We start from the raw sequence: 21,870 nt of genomic DNA on the forward strand, positions 1-21,870 counted from the left end.
TCGTATTATTGGAGGTGCCGCATGCGCCAGCTTCTCACCACGGGCCTGCTCTGGTTGTCGGCGATCGGCTGCGGCCTGATCGGCGGGCTCTATTTCGCCTTCTCGGCCTTCATCATGACCGCGCTCGGCCGTATCGATCAGGCGGCCGGCATCGCCGCCATGAACAGCATCAATGTCGAGATCGTGCGCTCGCTGTTCATGCCGGTGTTTCTCGGCACCACGCTGTCCTGCGCCGTGCTCGTCGTGATGGGCCTGTTGCGTCTGAACGAGCCGGGCGCAGCCGCCATGATCATCGGCGGCACCGCTTATGTGATCGGGATGTTCGTGGTGACGGCCGTGTTCAACGTGCCTCTGAACAACGCGCTCGCCGCCGTGCAGCCGTCGAGCGCCGAGGCGGCGTCATTGTGGGCGACATATCTGAAGGACTGGACGTTCTGGAATCACGCCCGCACGGTCGCCTCGTTGGGGGCGTCAGTGCTGTTCATCGCGGTGCTCGCTTCGTAGCTTCGTAGCCCGGATGAGCGCAGCGATATCCGGGTTAAGCACCGCGCATGTCGCGGAGCCCGTCATCGGGCGGCGCTTTGCGCCGACCCGTTGGCTCATGCGGGCACCGTAGCTACAATCCCGGTGATCTCGCGGCCCATGCCTTGGTGGCCTGGCAGAGCATAATTAAGCGTTCCTGGATTGGTCTGGAGAGACTAACTCGCAGAGGTCGGCCGGTCACGCAATGGACCATTGTGGGCGCATCATGTGCTCAAGGTTTTGCGCATATTCGTCATCCTGCAACGCGTGGGCCGCCTTCATGGCCGATGCGGAGTGGACCGAGATCAAGCGGGTGACGCACGCGGAACGCGGATTCATGGTCGGGTAGATCGACGACCGCTTGCTCGTGCCAGTGGACTATTCACCGGCCCACAGTCTGCTACGCTCATCATCCTCCCGGGAACAGGCGCATGATCGATCTGACCACCCTGATCACATACATCCTCATCGTGCTCGGCTTCGTCTTCATTCCGGGGCCGGCGACGCTGCTGACCATGGCGCGGGCGGCCAGTTCCGGAACGAAGGTCGGGATCGCGACGGGCGCCGGGATCGCGGCCGGAGATCTCGTCCATACGACCATGGCGATCGCGGGCCTCTCGGCGATCATCGCCACCTCCGCGCTGCTGTTCAGCATCATCAAATATGCCGGCGCGGCCTTTCTCGTCTATCTCGGCATCCGCGCGATTCTCGAAAGGGTGCCGATGGACACCGTGGAGCGCGCATCGCCGATTACTGCGGGGCGGGCCTTTCGCCAGGCCGTCGTGACCGAGGTGCTCAATCCCAAGACGGCACTCTTCTTCCTCGCCTTCCTGCCGCAGTTCGTGCATCCCGCGAACGGACCGATTCCGCTTCAGCTCGCCACGCTCGGCGTCATCTTCGTGCTGCTTGGCCTCGTCAGCACCATCGTGTTCGCGGTCGGCGCGGGCCGTCTCGGCAACCTGCTTCGTCGCCATCCGACGGTCGTGAAGTGGCAGGGCAGGGTGGTCGGGACGATCTATTGCGCGATCGGGGTCCGCCTGGCGCTGCAGGAGCGTTGAGCGCGCTCACGGTTTCGGAGCGCTGGCGCTCTTCTTGGCATTGGCTGGTGGCGTGGCTGCGGCCGTCTCCGGCGGCGCCTGCGGTGTTGCGACCGAGATGCCGTAGAGCCGCCATTGATTGCCGACGTTCTGGAACGTCAGGTCGAAATTGATCTGCAGCGGACGGGTCGGGAAATAGCCCGTCAGCCGCAGCATCTTTCCGGGGTCGAGAAAGGGTGGCGTCGACAGCTGGGGCGCGGCGAGCGCGACCGAGAACAGGTCAAAATTTCGACGCCGCAGGTCGGTGAAGCCGAGCGCGAGGTCGGCCGCGGTGTTCTTGGCCTGGAAGTCGGGCGCGGCGAGGTCGCGCAGCACGGAATAGTTGCCCGTGCGGTTGGCGTCGTTCAGCGTCAGCAGGGTCGAGCGGATCAGATACAGCGCCTGCTCCACGCTGACCGGGAGCTGCGGCTGCTGCGGCCATTGCGGAGCGGGCGCAGGCTTGTCACTCTGGGCCAGCGTCGAATGGGTGACGGCCACGGCGACTGCCAGCGCCAGCGCAAGGGCCACCACGACGGTCGCGGCCGGAGCCAGCAGGGAGCGCGTAACGCGCATGCGCGAGTGCATCTCGGTCTGCCGCCCTACCACCCGAGCCGCACGCCGACGCGCGCGCCGAACAGGTTCTGGTTGGCGCCGTAACCGACGCCGGCATTGAGCTGCACCTGGTCGGTCACGCGCGCCGCGGCGTTGAACGCGAGCCCGTTGGCGCTCTGGAAATTGCCCCAGTTCGCGGTCACCGCGAAGCGTTCCTGCGGCATCAGTGTCGGCACACCCGCCATCGCGAAGGCCATTGCCACGCCGGTCGTCGCCTTGCCGGTGCGCGTGTTGAGGTCGTCCAGCCGGGCATTGATCGCCGAGACATCGCCCGCCGACGCAAGCCCAAGGCCGGCGAGCGTCGTCGTCGCGAGATTGCCGGCACCGTCAGACGTCACGATCTGCGTGGTGCCGGATTGCGCGGCCTTGCTTGCGGCCGAGGTGATGCCGCTCATCGTATAGGTGCTGGTGGCCGTGCCGACCGCGACCTGGTTGGCGCGCGTCGTCGCCGCGCCGCTGCCGACGGCGGTGGAGTTGGCGAAATTGGCGCTGGCGCCGGTGCCGATCGCGATTGCATCGGTGCCGGTGACCGAGGTGCCCTGGCCGATCGCGATCGCGTTGGCGCCGGATACCGTGCTGGTGTTGCCCATCACCACGGCATTGGTGGCGTTGACGGCATTGCCGTTGCCGAACACGGAGGAGCCGGCGGCGCTCGACGTGCCGGCAATCACGTTGTTCGAGCCGACGAGCTGGATGTTGTCGCCATTGCCGGCAACGTTCGGCCCGTTCACGGTGTTGTTGTCGCCGAGCACGAAGCTGTTGTTGCCGTTGACGGTGTTGGGATCGCCGATGGCAAAACTGCCGTTGCCGTTGACGGTCTGCCCGGTGCCGAAGGCGCCGCTGTTGTTGCCGACGATGCTGTTGAGCGAGCCGACGGACGTGCTGTTGCTGCCGTTGGCGAAACTGTAAGTGCCGAAGGCCGCGCTCTGGCTGCCATACGCCTGCGCGTTATGGCCGAACGCCGAGCTGTCGGTGCCCGTCGCCCGCGATTGATTGCCCACCGCGGTGTTGTGCGCATTGTTGCCGGTGGCGTTGGCTTGATAACCGATCGCAATATTGCTGCTGCTGTTGCCGTTGGCGAAGGAGTTCATCCCCATCGCAACGTTGGAGCTGCTGTTGCCATAGGCCCGCGCGTTTCCGCCCGTTGCGGTATTGAAACTGGAATCGCCATGCGCATCAGCGGCGTAACCGGTCGCGACGTTGACGGTGACTCCGACGGAGCTACTGGCATTCGAGCTGGAGCCGATTGCAGTGTTGAAGGTAGCGCCGCCCAGACCGAACGCATTGGCGCCGGGGCCGCAGCCCAGGTCGGATGTGTTCGTCGCAGTGGCGGCACCATCCGGGACGGTCACGTTGCCGCCGGCCACTGCGTAGGTGCCGGCCTGACCGCACAAGAATTGCGCCACCGCCGGGTGCGGGGCGAGCACGGCGCAGATCGCGAGGACGTTCATCACCAGCAACTTCATCGCCAGCAGCCATGTCGCCCGGCATTTTGCGAAAGTCATGGCTCGCGATTCTCCTGTGCCCGCCTTGGCCGGTCCGTGCCAACAGGCAGCAGGTGCACCCGTGACATTGCGCACCACTGTGTTTCCGGAACGTTTCTGACTTTATTGAGGGCTGGGGAGTCGAGCTATGGCGCCTGCGCCACACAAGGAAAATAATCCGCTGGCTTCCGCCGTCCACGGAGCCGCGCAGCCTGCCGGCCGCGACCGTCAGCGCAGAATCGGCCGTTTCATTCCGTCAATTCAGCGTCCACGATGCGCCGGCCCGCACGCCGATGGCGCCCTGCTGGGCGGCGGTGAACGCCGCGTTGAAGCGCGTGTTCATCGAATAGGCATAGCCGAGACCGACCGCGAGGCCGGACTGCCCCTGGAAATTGCCGAAGCCGCCTGAGATCGAGACCTTGCCGGGGCGGGGGTCGAATTGCAGGCCGGAGGCCGCGAGCGCCAACGCAACGCCGCCGCGCGATTCCCGCGTCAGGTTGTCGACACGGCCGTTGAGGGCAGCCAATTGGGCGTTGATGCCGTTGATGTCGGCGGTGGAGGCAAGCCCGAGGCTTGCCGCCGTCGTCGTCGCAAGGTTGCCGGCTCCATCCGACGTCACGATCTGCGTGGTGCCGGATTGCGCGGCCTTGCTCGCAGCCGAGGTGATGCCGGCCAACGTGTAGGTGCTGGTTGTGGTGCCGACCGCGACCTGGTTGGCGCGCGTCGTTGCCGCATTGCTGCCAACAGCGGTGGAGTTGGCGAAATTGGCGCTGGCGCCGGTGCCGAGTGCGATCGCGTTCGCGCCGGTGACCGACGTCCCTTGGCCGATCGCGATCGCATTGGCGCCCGAGACCGTGCCGTTGTTGCCCATCACCACCGCATTGGTTGCGTTGACGGCGTTGCCGCTGCCGAACACGGAAGAGCCGGCGGCGCTTGCGGTGCCCGCAATGGCGTTGTTGGAGCCGACGAGCTGGATGTTGTCGCCATTGCCGGCGACGGCGGGCCCGTTCACCGTGTTGTTGTCGCCGAGCACGAAAGAGCCGTTGCCGTTGACGGTGTTGGGATCGCCGATGGCGAAGCTGCCGTTGCCGTTGACGGTTTGCCCGGTGCCGAACGCGCCGCTGTTGTTGCCATTGATGGTGTTGCTGGAGCCAACCGCCGTGCTGTTGCTGCCGTTGACGGTCTGTCCGGTGCCGAAGGCGCCGATGTTGTCACCGGTAACGGTGCTGCTGGAGCCCACGGCCGTGCTGTTGTTGCCGTTGGCGACGCTGCTGACCCCAAGGGCCGTGCTCCGGCTGCCAAGCGCCTGTGCGATTGGGCCGAAGGCCGACGAAAGGAAGCCGGTTGCAACCGAAATGGCGCCCACCGCGACACTGGAATTGGAGTCGCCGCTGGCGTCGGCATTCCGGCCGATCGCGATATTGTTGCCGAAATTCCCGTTCGCGTTCGCGTTCCCGCCCACAGCGATGTTGAAACCCAGGTCTCCGTTGGCGGTTGCCGAGACACCGACCGCCACGTTTCTACCGATATCTCCCGTCGCGGAGCTGGACGTTCCGAGCGCCGTGTTTTGGGAGTTGGAGGCAAACGGGCTGCTTGCATTGGCGTTGATGCCGCAGGCTAAATTGCTGCCGCCGGACGCATTGGCTCCTCCATCCGACCCGGTCCCGGCCTGACCGCAGATGAACTGGGCCGCGGCCGGCCGCGATGCCAGCAACTGACCCGCGGCGGCGAGGGCAAACAAGGCCCAGGCGAGATACCTCAGGCGCCGGCTCGCGAAGGCTCGCACCAGACCTGCCTGCCAGACCCCGACGGAAATACCGCCGCTCGTCGCCGAGCCCAACCGCACCAGCATCATCATGCCCCAGCCCAATTCCACAATTGCGTACGACGTCAGTTGCTGGATCGGAGCGCGGCTCTAACCACCGGGCAACAATGCAAACTCAACTCGTGCTTCGGTTCAGCGTCCCCTCAGCCGCCGTCGTGCCGGCCCCAGTCTAAAATGTGCGCCGGGCAGTCACTACCGCCTGGGGCGCAAGCACGTTGCGTCTATTGCAAATCATTGCCGGAGGGTGCGAAGTTCTCCCTCCCGGTCTTCTTGTCTTGGTTGCCAGCGGAGCATTGATGTCGGTTTTTCAAAGTCTGGCCTTCGACACGACCGCGCTTGAAAATGTCAGTGATCCGGAAGTCCGGGCCAGAATCTGGGCCCAATTCTTCGACCAGATCGTCACCAACATGGAGATGGGCTTTGCCGAGGACGATGCGCGGATCATCGGGTCGCACAAATTCCTGCTCAACGACAAAATCGCCCTCGGCGAGATGTTCAGCTCGTCCTTCTGCGGCGCGCGAACCAGGAAGCACATCAACCGCGACGACGAGGATCACGTCTATCTAAGCTTCAACATCGGCTCGACGCCCCAGATCGCGCGGCAGCTCGGCAGGGAGCTCGAGATTCGTCCGGAGCAGGCCGGTCTGGTCGTGATGGACGCGAGCATGCAGGCCGTCGCGCCGAGAGATGGCTACTGCGTGAGCCTGAAGATGCCGAATGCGGTGTTCAGGGAATGGGGCCTGTCTCCGGTCGACTTGGCCTGCCGTCCGCTCGACTGCACCGGCGCCGACTATCAGCTCCTGACCGGATATGCGCGCCTGCTCATCGCCAACGGGGCGGGGCTCGATGCAAAGGGCGCCGCGGAGGCGACGGAGCATCTGGTGCGGCTCACCGGCCGCTGGCTCGGCGCCGTGAACGGTGTGGAAGGCGCCGAAGGTGAGGAGGCCGTCTACCAGGCCCGACTCGCTCTTGTCAGGCAGACGATCAGCAAGCAGGCGTTCGATCCCGAGGTCAGCCTGGCGCGGGTGGCGCGCCGGCTCGGCATGCCGTCCCGCACCGTCCAGCACATGCTGGCCAAGGCCGGCGAGAGCTTTTCGCAAATCGTGATGGCGGCGCGGTTGCGGCGGGCCCGCGTCTACCTGCTCGATCCCGTCAACGCCGATCTGTCGATTTCCGACATCGCCTTCCGCTGCGGCTTCCTCGACGTATCGAGCTTCTACCGCGCCTTCCGCGCCGCCTTCGACATCACTCCGAAGGCGCTGCGCGAGCAGGCAGGTGCGTCGGGCACGGAATGAGGCGAGCAAGACTGCCGGAGCAGAACGCAATTCGTGGGGTGGGCAAAGGCGCGCACTTCGCGCGACGTGCCCACCGCGTCTGTTGAAGCACATGAGGTGGGCACGCTTTCGCTTTGCCCACCTACGAAGCTATGCTTCCGTCGCCGCGCAATGCGCGATCAGCCCGGCGACGAACTCCCCGCACTTCAACAGCTCCGACATCTCCACGAACTCGTCCGGCGTGTGCGCCTGCGCGATTCCGCCGGGGCCGATCACCACCGAGGGCACGTCGGCCATGCTGACGAACAGGCTCGCCTCGGTGCCGAAGGCGACCTTGGCGTGCTCGTTGCGCCCTGCGAGCTTTTTCGCAAGCGTGACGATGGCGGCGTCGGCCGGCGTATCGAGCGCGGGATAGTCGAGGATCTCCTCGAAATCGATGCCGCAATCGGGATGGCGCTTCTTCATCGCGGGCTCGATCTCGGCCTTCGCCCAGACTACGATTGCATCCGTCACCTCCTTCGATTCCGTGATGCCTATGCCGCGGCATTCGAATTCGACGGTGCAGGTATCGGGCACGATGTTGAGCGCGGCGCCGCCATGCACGATCGAGGTCAGTAGCGTCGAATGCGGCACGTCGTAGAGGCTGTTCGCCTCGCGCTTTGCGGCCAGTGCCTCGGCGCGGCGGCGGATCTCGGTGATCAGCTCGGCCGCATATTCGATCGCGTTGACGCCGTCGGGCGCGATCGAGGAGTGTTTTGCAAGGCCCCTGAACGTTGCCTTCACGCCGTGCTTGCCCTTGTGGCCGATGATGACCTTCATCTCCGTGGGCTCGCCGACGAAGCAGCCGATCGGCTTGACGGGCTTGCGGTCGACCTCGCGCAGCATCGGGCGCACGCCGACGCAGCCGATCTCCTCGTCATAGGAGATCGCGAGGTGAATGGGGGTCTTGAGTTTTGCCTCGACCATCTCTGGCACCATGGCGAGGCAGACCGCGACAAAGCCCTTCATGTCTGTCGTGCCGCGGCCGTAGAGACGGCCGTCGCGCTCGACCAGCTTGAACGGGTCGTGCGTCCAGTTTTGCCCTGCGACCGGCACGACATCGGTATGTCCCGACAGAACGAAACCGCCGCGGTCCTGTGGCCCGATCGTCACCCAAAGCGACGATTTCTGCCCGGTTTCGTCAACGATCCGCTGTCCCCTGATGCCGAAGGAGGCGAGGTAGGTTTCGATATAGGCGATCAAGGCGAGGTTGGAGCGATCGCTGACGGTTTCGAACGCAACGAGGTCGGAAAGCAGCGTGCGGATGCGGTCAGATGTTGGAATTTGCATGGTCCAGTTCGTTTTCGAATGTCTGGTCGGATCGACCGCCAGACGGGAGGCACGAACCATACCAACCCCATGGTGTGGCGGGCAAATCAGCCCGATCGGCGCAACGATCCACGTCGTCACGCGGCTGCCGCGTTCCTACTGTGCATGGGGTTGTTTTCGACCGAAAAATGCCCGGGCCTTGCCCGGGCATGTCGAAGAGCAGGTGCCTAGACCGGCTTGCCCGTATACGGCATCGACGCGGTGAGCCCGCCGTCGACCGGGAAGGCCTGCCCATTGACGTAGGAAGCCTCGTCGCTCGCCAGGAACAGCCCCATGGCCGCGAGCTCGTGCGGCTGGCCGGGGCGCTTCAGCGGGTTCAGCTGGCCGATCTTGTCGGCGGTGCCGCGCTCCTTGGCGCGGTCGAAGATCGGCTTGGTCATGCCGGTCTCGATCAGGCCGGGGCACACCGCGTTGATGCGCACGCCCGTGCCTGAGAGCGAGTAGGCGGTGGTCTGCACCAGAGAGATCACGCCGGCCTTGCTGGCGGCGTAGGGATGGCCGCTGGCGCCGGCCTTGAGGCCCGCAACCGACGCGGTCAGAACGATCGCGCCATATTGCTGCTTCACCATGTGCGGCATCGCGTGCTTCACGGCGAGGAACGGTCCGATCAGGTTGATGCGCAGCACCTCCTGCCACTGCTCAACGGTCTGCTCGCCGAGCGGCACCAGCCCGCCGGAGACGCCGGCATTGGCCCAGATCACGTCGAGCCGCCCATGCGTCTTCACCGCGCGGTCGATCACTGCGATCACGTCCTTCTCGGAACCCGCATCGGCCAGCATCGCCTCGGCGACGCCACCGGCCTTCTTCACCTCCTCGACAGTCTCCTTCACCGCCTCGGTGCGATCGACCGCGATGAGCTTGGCGCCTTCCTTCGTGAACAGGAGCGAGGCTGCGCGACCGATGCCGCTGCCTGCGCCAGTGATGATGACGGATTTCCCTTGCAGGCGGCCCATGCGTTTCTCCCTTTTGGCTCGCGCGCGACGCTTGCCGCGCGACGGAATTTCAAACAGAATTTCAAACACGCTAGCGACTTGAGACGCGTTCGCTACTGACGTACAGCGACATGAAACGGGATGGAAGAGTTTCGATGGACAAGCCGAAAGTGGTCACGACACGATGGTGGTGGGTCCGTCATGCGCCGGTGCGCAATGACGGCGGCAACATCTACGGGCAGAGCGATCTCGCCTGCGACACCAGCGACACCTACGTGTTCAACGCGGTCGCAAAGGTTCTGCCGCGTCACGCGGTCTGGTACTCCAGCAATCTGATGCGCACGCACCAGACTGCGGAAGCGATCTGGGCGGCCGGTTATCCGAAGCCTGCGTCGATGACGCGGGAGGCCGATCTCGCCGAACAGCATCTCGGCGAGTGGCAGGGCACCAGCCGCGCCGCGTTCCTGGCCAGCCGTCCGCCGGGCAGTAGCTGGTTCGCCGACATCAACGTGCCCGCGCCCGGCGGCGAAAGCTTCATGGATCTCTACAACCGCACCCGCCGTACCATCGAGCGGATCAACGTCGAGGCGGCCGGACAGGACATCATCGCGGTCGCGCATGGCGGCACGATCAAGGCGGCGCTCGGTTTCGCGCTCGACGGTCAGCCGGAGCGGGGCCTGTCCTTCGATATCGACAATTGCTCGGTGACGCGGCTCGACTATTTCCAGGCGCCCGAGCGCTCGGTCTGGCGCCTGCCGATGGTCAATCAGCAGCCGTGGATCGACGATGACGCGCATGCGGCGATGCATCAGCCGGCGGGGCCGGAAGTCAAGAAGCTCGCTTGAGTTCAAAATCAAACTAACGTCGTCAATCGGGAGAGAAACATGACCTTGTTCGACATGAAGGGAAAAGTCGCCGTCATCACCGGCTCGACGCGCGGCATCGGGCTCGCGATCGCCGAGCGCATGGCCGAGCACGGCGCCAAGGTGGTGATCTCCTCGCGCAAGGCCGATGTCTGCGAAGAGGTCGCCAAAGGCATCAACGACAAGTTCGGCAAGGGCACGGCAGTCGCGATCGCCGCCAACATCTCCTCGAAGGAGAACCTGCAAAACCTGATCGACGAGAGCAACCGCGCCTTCGGCAAGATCGACGTTCTCGTCTGCAACGCCGCGTCGAATCCGTATTACGGTCCGCTCGCCGGCATCTCCGACGATCAGTTCCGAAAAATCCTCGACAACAACATCGTCGCCAACAACTGGATCATCTCGATGGTGGTGCCGCAGATGATCGAGCGCAAGGACGGCTCGATCATCATCGTATCTTCGATCGGCGGTCTCAAGGGCTCGACCATCCTCGGTGCCTACGCGATCTCGAAGGCCGCCGACATGCAGCTCGCGCGCAACCTCGCCTGCGAATACGGCAAGCACAATATCCGCGTTAACTGCATCGCGCCCGGCCTGATCAAGACCGACTTCGCGAAGGCCTTGTGGGACAATCCGGAGAACCTGAAGGCATCGACCTCGCGCTCGCCGCTGCTCCGCATCGGCATCCCCGACGAGATCGCGGGCGCGGCGGTGTTTCTGGGCTCCAAGGCCGGCGACTTCATGACCGGCCAGACCATGGTGATCGACGGCGGCGCCACGATCAGCTGACGCACGCTCGTGTCCCGGACGCGGTGCGGCGCGCAGTGCCGCTCCGCAGAGCCGGGACCCAGAAAGTCACGGAGATCACGGAGGCATGGGCCCCGGCTCTGCGCAGCAACGCTACGGCGTTGCAGCGCGTCCGGGGCACGAGACCTCACTCCACCGCCGCGTTCACGAGGTCCCGCACCAGCGTGCGCGTATAGTCGCGCTGGCCGGGGCCGTGGCTCATGAACACCGTGAACAAATCCTCCTGCGGATCGATCCAGAAGAAGGTGCCCGCAATGCCGCTCCAGAAATACTGACCGACGCTGCCCGGGAACGGCGCAATCCCGGCCTCGCGGCGCACGGCGAAGCCGAGACCAAAGCCGTGGCCGGGCGACAGCAGCGTGCCGTTGGTCGGAACGTCGGTGCCGAGATGGTCTGACGCCATCAGCTCCAGCGTCTTCCGGCCGATGATCCTGTTGCCGTCGAGCGAGCCGCCATTGCGCAGCATCATGCAGAAGCGAGCGTAGTCCATCGTGGTGGTGACGAGACCGCCGCCGCCCGACTCCATCACCGGCTTCTCCAGCATATTGAAGAGCGCCACCTTGTCGCCGGTCCAGGGATCGGTCGGGAAGGCTTCTGCGAGCCGGCCGGCATTGGCCTCGTTGGTCGAGAAGCCGGTGTCGATCATTTGCAACGGTGCGAGGATGCGCTCGTCGAGGAAAGAGCCGAGCGACTTACCGCTGACGACTTCGATGATGCGGCCGAGGATGTCGGTCGAGCGGCTATAGTTGAACTCCGCGCCCGGATGGCAGACGAGGGGGAAGCTCGCGACCAGCGCCGCGTGCTCGGCATTGGTGATCTTGCGGCTGCGGACCCGGGACTCCTGGTAGAGCTTGTGCACGGGGCCATCGCCCTGGTGCTCATAGGTCAGGCCCGAGGTATGGCGCAGCAGGTCCTGGACCGTCATCGGGCGCGCCGGTGGAACCAGTTCGAGCTTGCCGTTCACGACGATGCCGACCTTCTGGTCGGCGAATTCCGGGATGAACTTTGAGACGGGATCGCTGAGCAGAAAGTGACCGTCTTCAATCAGCATCATGATGCCGACCGAGACGATCGGCTTGGTCATGGAGAAGGCGCGGAAGATCGAATCATGGGCCATCGGCGCCGGCGAGGCCGGGTTTTGCTTGCCGAGCGCCTCGAACCAGCCGACTTGGCCGCGGCGGGCTACCAGCACGGTGACGCCGGGAATGGTTCCCTTGTCGATCTCGCGCTTGAAGGCGTCCGACATCACCTGCAGCCGGGCAGGGGACAAACCGATCGTTTCGGGCTTGGCCTGCGGCAGGGATGGGGTCTGCGGGGCGGTCGCGGGTTTTGCGGCGGCTTGGGGGTTCATGGTCTCTCCCGGGTTGCTCTTCTTGTTGAAGATGAACTGTGGCTCAGAAGTCGCGGTCCGAACAAGCCGTCTCCTCGCGCTTCTCCCTTGCAATCCGGCCGCCCCCTGTGCTTGAAAGCGGCGCTGATCCGCGGCGACGCGGTCCGCGCTAGGAGTGTAGCTCAATTGGTAGAGCACCGGTCTCCAAAACCGGGGGTCGCAGGTTCGAGCCCTGCCACTCCTGCCAGCGAACCCCGCCTCTAACCCGTTGATCCCCGAACCTTTCCGAGCTGACCTCCCGTAGCCGGGCGTATCGGCTGCACCGGGCGCGACCTTGACCTTTGGCCCCATCCGCAGTAGATAGCCGCCACCTGCAGCCGGCCCGTTAAACGCGGATCTCCGGCGCGGCTTTGAAATCCCCGAACAATCGAGCCCGGTTTCCGGCTCATCCTTCTGATTGAGGGCTGGGCCCAAGGCGGCTGTTCGGATCCCCTGAAATTCTTGAGCCGTCTCGCGACGGATGTTGGACACCGAACGATGGCGATCAGCCCGTTTAAATTCTTGCAGGAAGTGCGCTCGGAGACCGCCAAGGTCACCTGGCCGACCCGCCGTGAGACCACGATCACCACCATCATGGTGTTCGTCATGGTCGCCTTAGCGTCGATCTTCTTCTTCGCCGCCGACCAGATCATCCGCTACCTCGTCACCCTCCTTCTGGGCGTTCACTGATGGCAACAGCAACGGCTCAATTGTCTGACAAGCGTTGGTATATCGTCCACGCCTACTCGAACTTCGAGAAGAAGGTCGCGGAATCGATCCGCGAGCAGGCGAAACAGCGCGGCCTCGAGGATCTGTTCGAGGCGGTCCTGGTGCCGACCGAGAAGGTCACGGAAGTGCGCCGCGGCCGCAAGATCGACGCCGAGCGGAAATTCTTCCCGGGCTATGTGCTGGTGAAGATGAAGCTGACCGACGAGGCGTTCCATCTCATCAAGAACACGCCGAAGGTGACGGGCTTCCTCGGCGCCGAAAACAAGCCGATGCCGATCTCGGAGAACGAGGCGATGCGCATTCTGCATCAGGTGCAGGAGGGCGTGGAGCGGCCGAAGGCGTCGGTGTCGTTCGAGATCGGCGAGAACGTGCGCGTGGCCGACGGCCCGTTCGCATCGTTCTCCGGTGTGGTCGAGGAAATCGACGAGGCGCGTTCGCGCCTGAAGGTCGCGGTGTCGATCTTCGGCCGTGCAACGCCGGTCGAACTGGAATTCGGTCAGGTCGAGAAGGTCTGATCGGGTACGTGTGAGGCCGAGGGCTTCACACAAAACAAGGCCGTGGGAGGAAGAGGGCGGTTGCCAGCTGCACTCGATCCCAACCACGGAACCTGAAACCGCTGGCCGATGAGGCCGGCACAACAGGAGTGATACATGGCAAAGAAAGTGACCGGATACCTGAAGCTTCAGGTCCCGGCCGGTGCGGCGAACCCGTCGCCACCGATCGGTCCCGCGCTTGGTCAGCGCGGTCTCAACATCATGGAGTTCTGCAAGGCGTTCAACGCCCAGACCCAGAAGGAAGAGAAGAACACCCCGATCCCCGTGATCATCACCATCTATGCGGACCGTTCCTTCACTTTCGAGATGAAGACGCCGCCGATGTCCTACTTCCTCAAGCAGGCTGCGAAGATCCAGTCCGGCTCGAAGGCGCCGGGCCGTGACAAGGCCGGCAAGGTGACACGCGCGCAGGTGCGCGAGATCGCCGAGAAGAAGATGAAGGATCTGAATTGCGACACCATCGAGTCGGCCATGAAGATGGTCGAGGGCTCTGCCCGTTCGATGGGTCTGGAAGTGGCGGGGTAAGCGGTCATGGCAATCGGAAAGCGTTTGAAGAAGGCCCGCGAGGGCGTTGACCGCGAAAAGCTCTATCCGCTCGCGGAGGCCATCAAGATGGTCAAGGAGCGCGCCAAGTCGAAGTTCGACGAGACGATCGAGATCGCGATCAATCTCGGCGTCGATCCCCGTCACGCCGACCAGATGGTTCGCGGCGTCGTCAACCTGCCGAACGGCACCGGCCGTACGCTGCGCGTCGGCGTGTTCGCCCGTGGCGCCAAGGCTGACGAAGCCAAGGCCGCGGGTGCCGACGTCGTCGGCGCCGAAGACCTGGTCGCGAAGGTGCAGGAAGGCACGATCGATTTCGATCGTTGTATCGCCACTCCCGACATGATGCCGCTGGTCGGCCGTCTCGGTAAGGTGCTCGGCCCGCGCGGCCTGATGCCGAACCCGAAGATCGGCACCGTGACCATGGACGTCACCAATGCCGTGAAGGGCGCCAAGGGCGGTTCGGTCGAGTTCCGCGTCGAGAAGGCCGGCATCGTGCAGGCCGGCGTCGGCAAGGCCTCGTTCTCCGAGGAGAAGCTGGTCGAGAACGTCAAGGCGCTGACCGATGCGGTCGCCAAGGCGAAGCCGGCTGGTTCCAAGGGTACCTACATCCAGCGCGTTGCGGTGTCCTCGACCATGGGCCCCGGCGTGAAGGTCGAGCCGGGCACCATCCTCGGCTAAGGCGATATATAAAGAGATGAAGGCAGGGGCGGAATTGGGCAACCGATTCCGCCCCTTCCGTTTGTGAGGCGAGCTTCGGGAGAAACAACAACAATGGCTGACAAGGTCCTGATCTACTCGCGCTTTCCGAAGACGATGATGACGCGCTTTGCGGAAGCGTTCGAACTGCTCGACACCGCGGGGAAGTCGGCGCACGAGGTGTTTCCGGCCGAGATCGCGAATGTCCGCGCGATGCTCACCGCGGGCGGCACGCCGCTTGGCGCCGCCGAGATGGATCGCTTTCCGAAGCTGGGTGCGATCGTCTGCTACGGCACCGGTTATGACGGCGTCGACCTGAAGGCGGCCGCGGCGCGCAACATCGCGGTGGGCCATAGTCCGGGCGCCAATGCCGCTTCGGTTGCCGACATCGCGATGACGCTGATGCTGGCGACGACAAGGCGGATCCTGGTCGCCGATCAATATGTCCGGAGCGGCGACTGGGCCGGCTCAAAGCAATCGCCCTTGATGCGGCCGCAGGCGGGGATGCCGAGCCGTCGCATCGGCGTCTACGGCATGGGCGAGATCGGCCGCAAGATTGCCGTGCGCTGTGCCGCATTCGAGTCAGAGGTCGGTTATTTCAGCCGCAGCCGGCATGACGTGCCGTACCAGTATTTTCCGACGCTGGAGGCGCTGGCCGACTGGTGCAGCGTGCTGATGGTGGCGGTACGGGCGAGCGAGGAGACCAACCACCTCGTCAACGCCGACATCCTCAAGCGCTTGGGTGCCGACGGCTACGTCGTCAACATCTCCCGCGGCTCGGTCATCGACGAGGCCGCACTGGTCGCGGCGCTAAGCGACGGGACGATCGCGGGCGCCGGCCTCGACGTCTACGCCAGGGAGCCCCACGCGCCCGACGCGCTGACGGCGCTGCCCAACGTGGTCCTCAGCCCCCATATCGGTGGTCACACCCTCGATTCGCACGTCGCGATGCAGAATTGCGTGCTGGCCAACCTGACCGCGTTCTTCGGCGGCAAGCCGCTACCTTATGCGGTCCGCGAAGGGGGCAAATCGTCCTGAATCGGACGCTTTGGGCCCGGGTCAAGTGATCCGGCCAATCGATTGGAACTGGTGTGAATTTTGCTCTTGGCAAGCGCCGCCGGAGCGGTTAAAGAACCGCCTCCGGACGTGCTGGCCGTTGCTGGCGCGTTCGTGCGCGCATTCCGAAAACCCGACACGGTAGGAGATCATTCCTTTTCAGGACGTCCGAAAGGATTTGCCCGAAAGGAAAGAGAACCCATCGGTAGGTGGAAGGCGCGCAGGGGTTAGCCGGCATGCCGGATGACCTCGTCCTGTCCAAGACTGCAGGCGCCCGCGGAGAACTTAGGTTCTTCAACGGCTTAATCGCATGGCCTGCACAGACGGGTGAAGACCGGATTTCACTCCGCAGCCTTGCCTTTGGGCGGCTCGGAAGGGTCTGGTTCGGACCTCGACACCCCGCGGGCCCAAAAGGCTTTCGGGAGGGCAGGCTTCAATTGTCGTCTCGCCCCGGCGTGTCCAAAGGGTTTTGACCCAGAGGTTCAGGTTTGGGTGGGACGATGGGTGCAACCCGGCGGTCCCGCTTTTGCGATGACCGCCAACCGGAAAGAGCTTGCTGTGGAACGAGCGGCAAAAAAGGAAGCGGTCGAACAGCTCAATGGGGTCTTCAAGACCACGAGCGTCGCGGTCGTTGCCCAATATTCCGGCCTGACCGTTGCCCAGATGCAGAAGCTGCGCATGCAGATGAAGCAGGCTGGCGCCTCGGTGAAGGTCTCGAAGAACCGTCTCGCCAAAATTGCTCTTGAAGGCACTGACGTCGTTGCCATCGGTCCTATGCTGAAGGGACCGACCGTGATCGCCACTTCGAACGATCCGGTAGCGGCGCCGAAGGTCGCCATCGAATTCGCCAAGGCGAACGAAAAGTTCGTCATCATTGGCGGATCGATGGGTAAGACCGTCCTGAATGTCGACGGCGTGAAGGCGCTTGCCTCGCTGCCGTCGCTTGACGAACTGCGCGGCAAGATCGTCGGCCTCATCGTGGCCCCGGCGACCAAGCTGGCCCAGCTCGCCAACGCGCCCGCGGGCAAGCTCGCGCGCGTCATCCAGGCTCATGCCTCAAAGGGCGAAGCGGCCTGACGCCCTTCGCAAAACTCAAACCCGAACCAGACATACACGTAAGGAAACTGAACAATGGCTGACTTGCAGAAGATCGTTGACGACCTCTCGAGCCTCACCGTGCTCGAAGCTGCCGAACTCGCGAAGCTCCTCGAAGAGAAGTGGGGCGTTTCGGCTGCCGCGGCTGTCGCCGTGGCCGGCCCGGCTGGTGGTGGCGCTGCCGCCGCTCCGGCGGAAGAGAAGACCGAGTTCACGGTCGTTCTCGCCTCCGCTGGCGACAAGAAGATCGAGGTCATCAAGGAAGTCCGCGCCATCACCGGCCTGGGCCTGAAGGAAGCAAAGGACCTCGTCGAGGGCGCGCCGAAGCCTGTCAAGGAAGGCGTGAACAAGGACGAAGCCGAGAAGATCAAGGTCCAGCTCGAGAAGGCTGGCGCGAAGGTCGAGCTCAAGTAAGCACGGCTCACTTGAGCGGGATCCCGGGCGAGCGCGAGCGAGACCCGGGATCTTGGTCCGCAAGTTCAGTGGCCGGGTTCCGGCCGTGGGCAGGCGGTTCCAATGCAAAAGGCGTGCGACGGGACAACCCGACGCAGGCCGAACACGAAAAAGTGTGGGGATTTGAGGGCTTACCCCTCGAATCTCCACTATTGTCGCCCCATATCGGGTCGGCAGCACGAAAGCGCGGCGGCGGGAAAGGCGAGTTTCTCCGCAAGCCGTTGGGAGAGCAGGCTATTTCGGGCTTTTGCAGTCCGTGAAGACAATCGTTGTGACGGGCGGGTGCGCCTTCGCGCCCCGCGCGTCGTTTTGCGTTTTGAAGGTCTGAAGAACAGTTCAGGACTCTTCCGTCCTGAATTGGACTTCTGGCTCTCGAAACGGGTTCGAAAAATTCAACCCGGGGAGCGGTGGCAGCCGTGTCCCGGATGGCGCGCCCAGATCGGGCGCCGAAATGAGAGGCCACGATGGCGCAGCAGACATTCACCGGTCGCAAACGCGTTCGCAAGTTCTTCGGACACATCAAGGAAGTCGCCGAGATGCCGAACCTCATCGAGGTTCAGAAGGCGTCCTATGACCAGTTCCTGATGGTTGACGAACCCGCGGGCGGACGCCTCGACGAGGGCCTGCAGGCCGTGTTCCGCTCCGTGTTCCCGATCTCCGACTTCTCGGGCACCTCGATGCTGGAATTCGTCCGCTACGAGTTCGAGCAGCCCAAATATGACGTCGACGAGTGCCGCCAGCGCGGCATGACCTTCGCGGCCCCGCTCAAGGTGACGCTGCGCCTCATCGTGTTCGATATCGACGAGGAAACCGGCGCCAAGTCGGTGAAGGACATCAAGGAGCAGGACGTCTACATGGGCGACATCCCGCTCATGACGATGAACGGCACCTTCATCGTCAACGGCACCGAGCGCGTCATCGTCTCACAGATGCACCGTTCGCCCGGCGTGTTCTTCGACCACGACAAGGGCAAGACCCACTCCTCGGGCAAGCTGCTGTTCGCTGCCCGCGTGATCCCGTATCGCGGCTCCTGGCTCGACATCGAGTTCGACGCCAAGGACATCGTCTATGCGCGTATCGACCGTCGCCGCAAGATTCCGGTGACGTCGCTGATGTTCGCCCTCGGCCTCGACGGCGAAACCATCCTGTCCACGTTCTACAAGAAGATCCTCTACAAGCGGACCAAGGAAGGCTGGCGCGTTCCGTTCGACGCCAATCGTTTCCGCGGCTACTCGACCATCAACGACCTGATCGACGCCGACACCGGCAAGGTCGTGCTCGAGGCCGGCAAGAAGCTCACCGTCCGTGCCGCCCGCCAGCTCCAGGAGAAGGGGCTGAAGGCGTTGCGCCTGTCGGATGAGGAGCTCGTCGGCAACTACCTCGCCGAGGACCTCGTCAATCCGAAGACCGGCGAAATCCACGCCGAAGCCGGCGAGGAGATCACCGACAAGTCCATGAAGGTCCTGAACGAGCACGGCTACAAGGAACTGCCGCTGCTCGACATCGACCACGTCAATGTCGGCGCCTATATCCGCAACACGCTCTCGGCCGACAAGAACATGACGCGTGAAGACGCGCTGTTCGACATCTACCGCGTGATGCGTCCGGGCGAGCCGCCGACGCTGGATTCGGCACAGGCGATGTTCCAGTCGCTGTTCTTCGACGCCGAGCGTTACGACCTGTCCGCGGTCGGCCGCGTCAAGATGAACATGCGCCTCGACCTCGATGCGCCCGACACCCAGCGCACGCTGCGCAAGGAAGACATCCTCTCCGTCATCAAGACGCTGGTGGACCTGCGCGACGGCAAGGGCGAGATCGACGACATCGACCATCTCGGCAACCGCCGTGTGCGCTCGGTCGGCGAGCTCATGGAGAACCAGTACCGCATCGGCCTGCTGCGCATGGAGCGCGCGATCAAGGAACGTATGTCCTCGGTCGACATCGACACGGTCATGCCGCAGGACCTGATCAACGCGAAGCCCGCGGCTGCCGCCGTGCGCGAGTTCTTCGGCTCCTCGCAGCTCTCGCAGTTCATGGACCAGACCAACCCGCTGTCGGAGATCACCCACAAGCGCCGTCTCTCGGCGCTTGGACCGGGCGGTCTGACCCGCGAGCGCGCCGGCTTCGAAGTGCGCGACGTGCATCCGACGCATTACGGCCGTATCTGCCCGATCGAGACGCCGGAAGGCCCGAACATCGGTCTGATCAACTCGCTCGCGACCTTCGCGCGCGTCAACAAGTACGGCTTCGTCGAGACGCCTTACCGCAAGGTCAAGGACGGTCGTGTCACCGATGAGGTCGTGTACCTCTCGGCGATGGAAGAAGGCCGCTACACCGTCGCGCAGGCCAACGTGCCGCTCGACGCCAAGGGCCGCTTCACCGAAGACCTCGTGGTCTGCCGTCACGCCGGCGAAGTCTTGCCGGTGACGCCGGACAAGGTCGACTACATGGACGTGTCGCCGAAGCAGCTCGTTTCGGTCGCCGCGGCGCTGATCCCGTTCCTCGAGAACGACGACGCCAACCGCGCGCTGATGGGCTCGAACATGCAACGCCAGGCGGTGCCGCTGGTTCGCGCCGAGGCGCCGTTCGTCGGCACCGGCATGGAAGGCGTGGTTGCGCGTGACTCGGGTGCTGCGATCGCGGCGCGCCGTTCCGGCGTGATCGACCAGATCGACGCCACTCGCGTCGTCATCCGCGCCACGGAAGATCTCGATCCGACCAAGTCGGGCGTCGATATCTACCGCCTCATGAAGTACCAGCGCTCGAACCAGTCGACCTGCATCAACCAGCGTCCGCTGGTGAAGGTCGGCGACATCGTCAGGAAGGGCGACATCATCGCGGACGGTCCGTCGACCGACCTCGGCGAGCTCGCGCTCGGCCGCAACGTGCTCGTCGCGTTCATGCCGTGGAACGGCTACAACTTCGAAGACTCGATCCTGCTCTCCGAGCGGATCGTGAAGGACGACGTCTTCACCTCGATCCACATCGAGGAATTCGAAGTCATGGCCCGCGACACCAAGCTCGGACCTGAGGAAATCACCCGCGACATTCCGAACGTCTCGGAAGAAGCGCTGAAGAACCTCGACGAAGCCGGTATCGTCTATATCGGTGCGGAAGTGCGCGCCGGCGACATCCTCGTCGGCAAGATCACGCCGAAGGGCGAGAGCCCGATGACGCCGGAAGAGAAGCTTCTGCGCGCCATCTTCGGCGAAAAGGCCTCCGACGTGCGTGACACCTCGCTGCGCGTTCCTCCGGGCGTGCAGGGCACCATCGTCGAAGTCCGCGTCTTCAACCGTCACGGCGTCGACAAGGACGAGCGTGCGCTGGCGATCGAGCGGGAAGAGATCGAACGTCTCGCCAAGGACCGCGACGACGAGCAGGCGATCCTGGACCGCAACGTCTACAGCCGTCTGGCCGACCTTCTCGAAGGTCGCCAGGGCATTGCCGGCCCCAAGGGCTTCAAGAAGGACACCAAGATCACCCGTGCGGTGCTCGAGGAGTACCCGAAGTCGCAGTGGTGGCTGTTCGCATCGCCCAACGACAAGCTGATGGCCGAGATCGAGGCCATGCGGAAGCAGTACGACGAGTCGAAGAAGGGGCTCGAGCAGCGCTTCCTCGACAAGGTCGAGAAGCTGCAGCGTGGCGACGAGCTGCCGCCCGGCGTGATGAAGATGGTCAAGGTCTTCGTCGCGGTGAAGCGCAAGATCCAGCCCGGCGACAAGATGGCCGGCCGCCACGGCAACAAGGGCGTGGTGTCGAAGATCGTGCCGATCGAGGACATGCCGTTCCTCGAAGACGGCACGCATGCCGACATCGTGCTCAATCCGCTGGGCGTGCCGTCGCGCATGAACGTCGGTCAGATCCTCGAGACGCATCTCGGCTGGGCCTGCGCCGGCCTCGGCAAGCGTATCGGCCAGACCGTCGATGCCTATCTGTCGAAGCAGGACATCAAGCCGCTCAAGGAGACCTTGAAGAAGGTCTACGGCGAGGACGAGACGATCAAGTCGCTCAACGACGGCGAACTGATCGAGCTCGGCCGCAATCTGAGCCGCGGCGTGCCGATCGCGACGCCGGTGTTCGACGGCGCCAAGGAAGCCGACATCGAGGAGATGCTGAAGCTCGCGGGTCTCGACGCTTCGGGCCAGTCGACCGTCTATGACGGCCGTACCGGCGACCCCTTCGATCGCAAGGTGACGGTGGGCTACATCTACATGCTCAAGCTGCACCATCTCGTGGACGACAAGATCCACGCGCGTTCGATCGGTCCGTACTCGCTCGTCACCCAGCAGCCGCTGGGCGGCAAGGCGCAGTTCGGCGGCCAGCGCTTCGGCGAAATGGAGGTGTGGGCGCTCGAAGCTTACGGCGCGGCCTACACGCTGCAGGAAATGCTGACCGTGAAGTCGGACGACGTCGCGGGACGAACCAAGGTGTACGAGGCGATCGTGCGCGGCGACGACACGTTCGAGGCCGGTATTCCGGAATCGTTCAACGTGCTGGTCAAGGAAATGCGCTCGCTCGGCCTCAACGTCGACCTGCACAATTCTAAGGTCGGCCCGGCGCCGACGTCAGAGGCGGCCGAGTAACGCGACTTTTCATGCCCGGCCTCGCG

General features: G+C 64.1%; 19 protein-coding genes and 1 tRNA gene. 14 read left to right on the forward strand and 6 right to left on the reverse strand.

The window, feature by feature from the left end:
* The first annotated feature begins 21 nt into the window (after positions 1-21).
* Together C2U70_RS03595 and C2U70_RS03600 are read left to right on the forward strand one after the other, a co-directional pair.
* Positions 22-504, forward strand: coding sequence for a DUF1772 domain-containing protein (locus C2U70_RS03595; RefSeq protein WP_140976489.1), 483 nt, complete (start codon positions 22-24; stop codon positions 502-504).
* Positions 505-953: 449 nt separating this feature from the next.
* Positions 954-1,580, forward strand: a complete 627-nt coding sequence (locus tag C2U70_RS03600; RefSeq protein WP_140976490.1) for a LysE family translocator — start codon at positions 954-956, stop codon at positions 1,578-1,580.
* A 6-nt stretch (positions 1,581-1,586) separates the two neighbouring features.
* On the opposite strand, the gene C2U70_RS03605 is transcribed toward C2U70_RS03600, so the two are convergent.
* The 3 genes from C2U70_RS03605 to C2U70_RS03615 form a co-directional block, all read right to left on the reverse strand.
* On the reverse strand, positions 1,587-2,171 hold the full coding sequence (locus tag C2U70_RS03605) for a hypothetical protein (protein WP_140976491.1): 585 nt from the start codon (positions 2,169-2,171) through the stop codon (positions 1,587-1,589).
* A gap of 26 nt (positions 2,172-2,197) precedes the next feature.
* Positions 2,198-3,715 carry a YadA-like family protein gene (locus C2U70_RS03610; protein ID WP_246666654.1) on the reverse strand — a complete coding sequence of 506 codons (1,518 nt, stop codon included), beginning with the start codon at positions 3,713-3,715 and terminating at the stop codon, positions 2,198-2,200.
* 235 nt (positions 3,716-3,950) lie between these two features.
* Entirely contained in the window at positions 3,951-5,546 is a 1,596-nt protein-coding gene (locus tag C2U70_RS03615) for a YadA family autotransporter adhesin (protein ID WP_140976492.1), read from the reverse strand.
* Positions 5,547-5,815: 269 nt separating this feature from the next.
* Here C2U70_RS03615 and C2U70_RS03620 point away from each other — a divergent pair, with 269 nt between their 5' ends.
* The gene (locus C2U70_RS03620) at positions 5,816-6,814 is read left to right on the forward strand and encodes an AraC family transcriptional regulator (protein ID WP_140976493.1); all 999 of its coding nucleotides are present in this window, start codon (positions 5,816-5,818) and stop codon (positions 6,812-6,814) included.
* 129 nt (positions 6,815-6,943) lie between these two features.
* Here the strand turns inward: C2U70_RS03620 and argE are convergent, their stop codons facing one another.
* Both argE and C2U70_RS03630 read right to left on the reverse strand, forming a co-directional pair.
* Complete coding sequence (argE, locus tag C2U70_RS03625; protein WP_186294044.1) at positions 6,944-8,116, reverse strand: acetylornithine deacetylase; 1,173 nt, start codon at positions 8,114-8,116, stop codon at positions 6,944-6,946.
* 212 nt (positions 8,117-8,328) lie between these two features.
* On the reverse strand, positions 8,329-9,114 hold the full coding sequence (locus tag C2U70_RS03630) for an SDR family NAD(P)-dependent oxidoreductase (RefSeq protein WP_140976495.1): 786 nt from the start codon (positions 9,112-9,114) through the stop codon (positions 8,329-8,331).
* 134 nt (positions 9,115-9,248) lie between these two features.
* Here C2U70_RS03630 and C2U70_RS03635 point away from each other — a divergent pair, with 134 nt between their 5' ends.
* Together C2U70_RS03635 and C2U70_RS03640 are read left to right on the forward strand one after the other, a co-directional pair.
* A complete protein-coding gene (locus tag C2U70_RS03635; RefSeq protein WP_140976496.1) occupies positions 9,249-9,938 on the forward strand; it encodes a histidine phosphatase family protein in 690 nt (229 codons plus the stop codon).
* Positions 9,939-9,977: 39 nt separating this feature from the next.
* Positions 9,978-10,745 carry an SDR family NAD(P)-dependent oxidoreductase gene (locus tag C2U70_RS03640; protein ID WP_140976497.1) on the forward strand — a complete coding sequence of 256 codons (768 nt, stop codon included), beginning with the start codon at positions 9,978-9,980 and terminating at the stop codon, positions 10,743-10,745.
* Between the two features lie 145 nt (positions 10,746-10,890).
* Here C2U70_RS03640 and C2U70_RS03645 read toward each other — a convergent pair whose 3' ends face one another.
* Positions 10,891-12,114, reverse strand: coding sequence for a serine hydrolase domain-containing protein (locus C2U70_RS03645; RefSeq protein ID WP_140976498.1), 1,224 nt, complete (start codon positions 12,112-12,114; stop codon positions 10,891-10,893).
* Positions 12,115-12,264: 150 nt separating this feature from the next.
* Here C2U70_RS03645 and C2U70_RS03650 point away from each other — a divergent pair.
* The 9 genes from C2U70_RS03650 (at position 12,265) to rpoB (ending at position 21,844) form a co-directional block, all read left to right on the forward strand.
* A tRNA-Trp gene (locus tag C2U70_RS03650) sits at positions 12,265-12,340 on the forward strand.
* Positions 12,341-12,630: 290 nt separating this feature from the next.
* Positions 12,631-12,822: a preprotein translocase subunit SecE gene (secE, locus tag C2U70_RS03655; protein ID WP_140976499.1), complete on the forward strand. Its 192-nt coding sequence runs from the start codon at positions 12,631-12,633 to the stop codon at positions 12,820-12,822.
* Positions 12,822-13,376, forward strand: a complete 555-nt coding sequence (gene nusG / locus C2U70_RS03660) for a transcription termination/antitermination protein NusG (protein WP_140976500.1) — start codon at positions 12,822-12,824, stop codon at positions 13,374-13,376. Before secE ends, nusG begins: the two co-directional genes overlap by 1 nt.
* A 135-nt stretch (positions 13,377-13,511) precedes the next feature.
* Positions 13,512-13,940: a 50S ribosomal protein L11 gene (gene rplK / locus C2U70_RS03665; protein WP_057745528.1), complete on the forward strand. Its 429-nt coding sequence runs from the start codon at positions 13,512-13,514 to the stop codon at positions 13,938-13,940.
* A gap of 6 nt (positions 13,941-13,946) precedes the next feature.
* Entirely contained in the window at positions 13,947-14,639 is a 693-nt protein-coding gene (gene rplA / locus C2U70_RS03670; protein WP_140976501.1) for a 50S ribosomal protein L1, read from the forward strand.
* 93 nt (positions 14,640-14,732) lie between these two features.
* A complete protein-coding gene (locus tag C2U70_RS03675; RefSeq protein ID WP_140976502.1) occupies positions 14,733-15,695 on the forward strand; it encodes a 2-hydroxyacid dehydrogenase in 963 nt (320 codons plus the stop codon).
* Positions 15,696-16,271: 576 nt separating this feature from the next.
* Positions 16,272-16,790, forward strand: coding sequence for a 50S ribosomal protein L10 (gene rplJ, locus C2U70_RS03680; RefSeq protein ID WP_140976519.1), 519 nt, complete (start codon positions 16,272-16,274; stop codon positions 16,788-16,790).
* 54 nt (positions 16,791-16,844) lie between these two features.
* Positions 16,845-17,222: a 50S ribosomal protein L7/L12 gene (gene rplL / locus C2U70_RS03685; RefSeq protein ID WP_008136432.1), complete on the forward strand. Its 378-nt coding sequence runs from the start codon at positions 16,845-16,847 to the stop codon at positions 17,220-17,222.
* Between the two features lie 503 nt (positions 17,223-17,725).
* Positions 17,726-21,844 carry a DNA-directed RNA polymerase subunit beta gene (gene rpoB, locus C2U70_RS03690; protein ID WP_140976503.1) on the forward strand — a complete coding sequence of 1,373 codons (4,119 nt, stop codon included), beginning with the start codon at positions 17,726-17,728 and terminating at the stop codon, positions 21,842-21,844.
* The last annotated feature ends 26 nt before the right edge of the window (positions 21,845-21,870 follow it).

It is taken from the genome of Bradyrhizobium guangdongense, from assembly GCF_006483445.1.
GTDB lineage: Bacteria > Pseudomonadota > Alphaproteobacteria > Rhizobiales > Xanthobacteraceae > Bradyrhizobium > Bradyrhizobium guangdongense_A.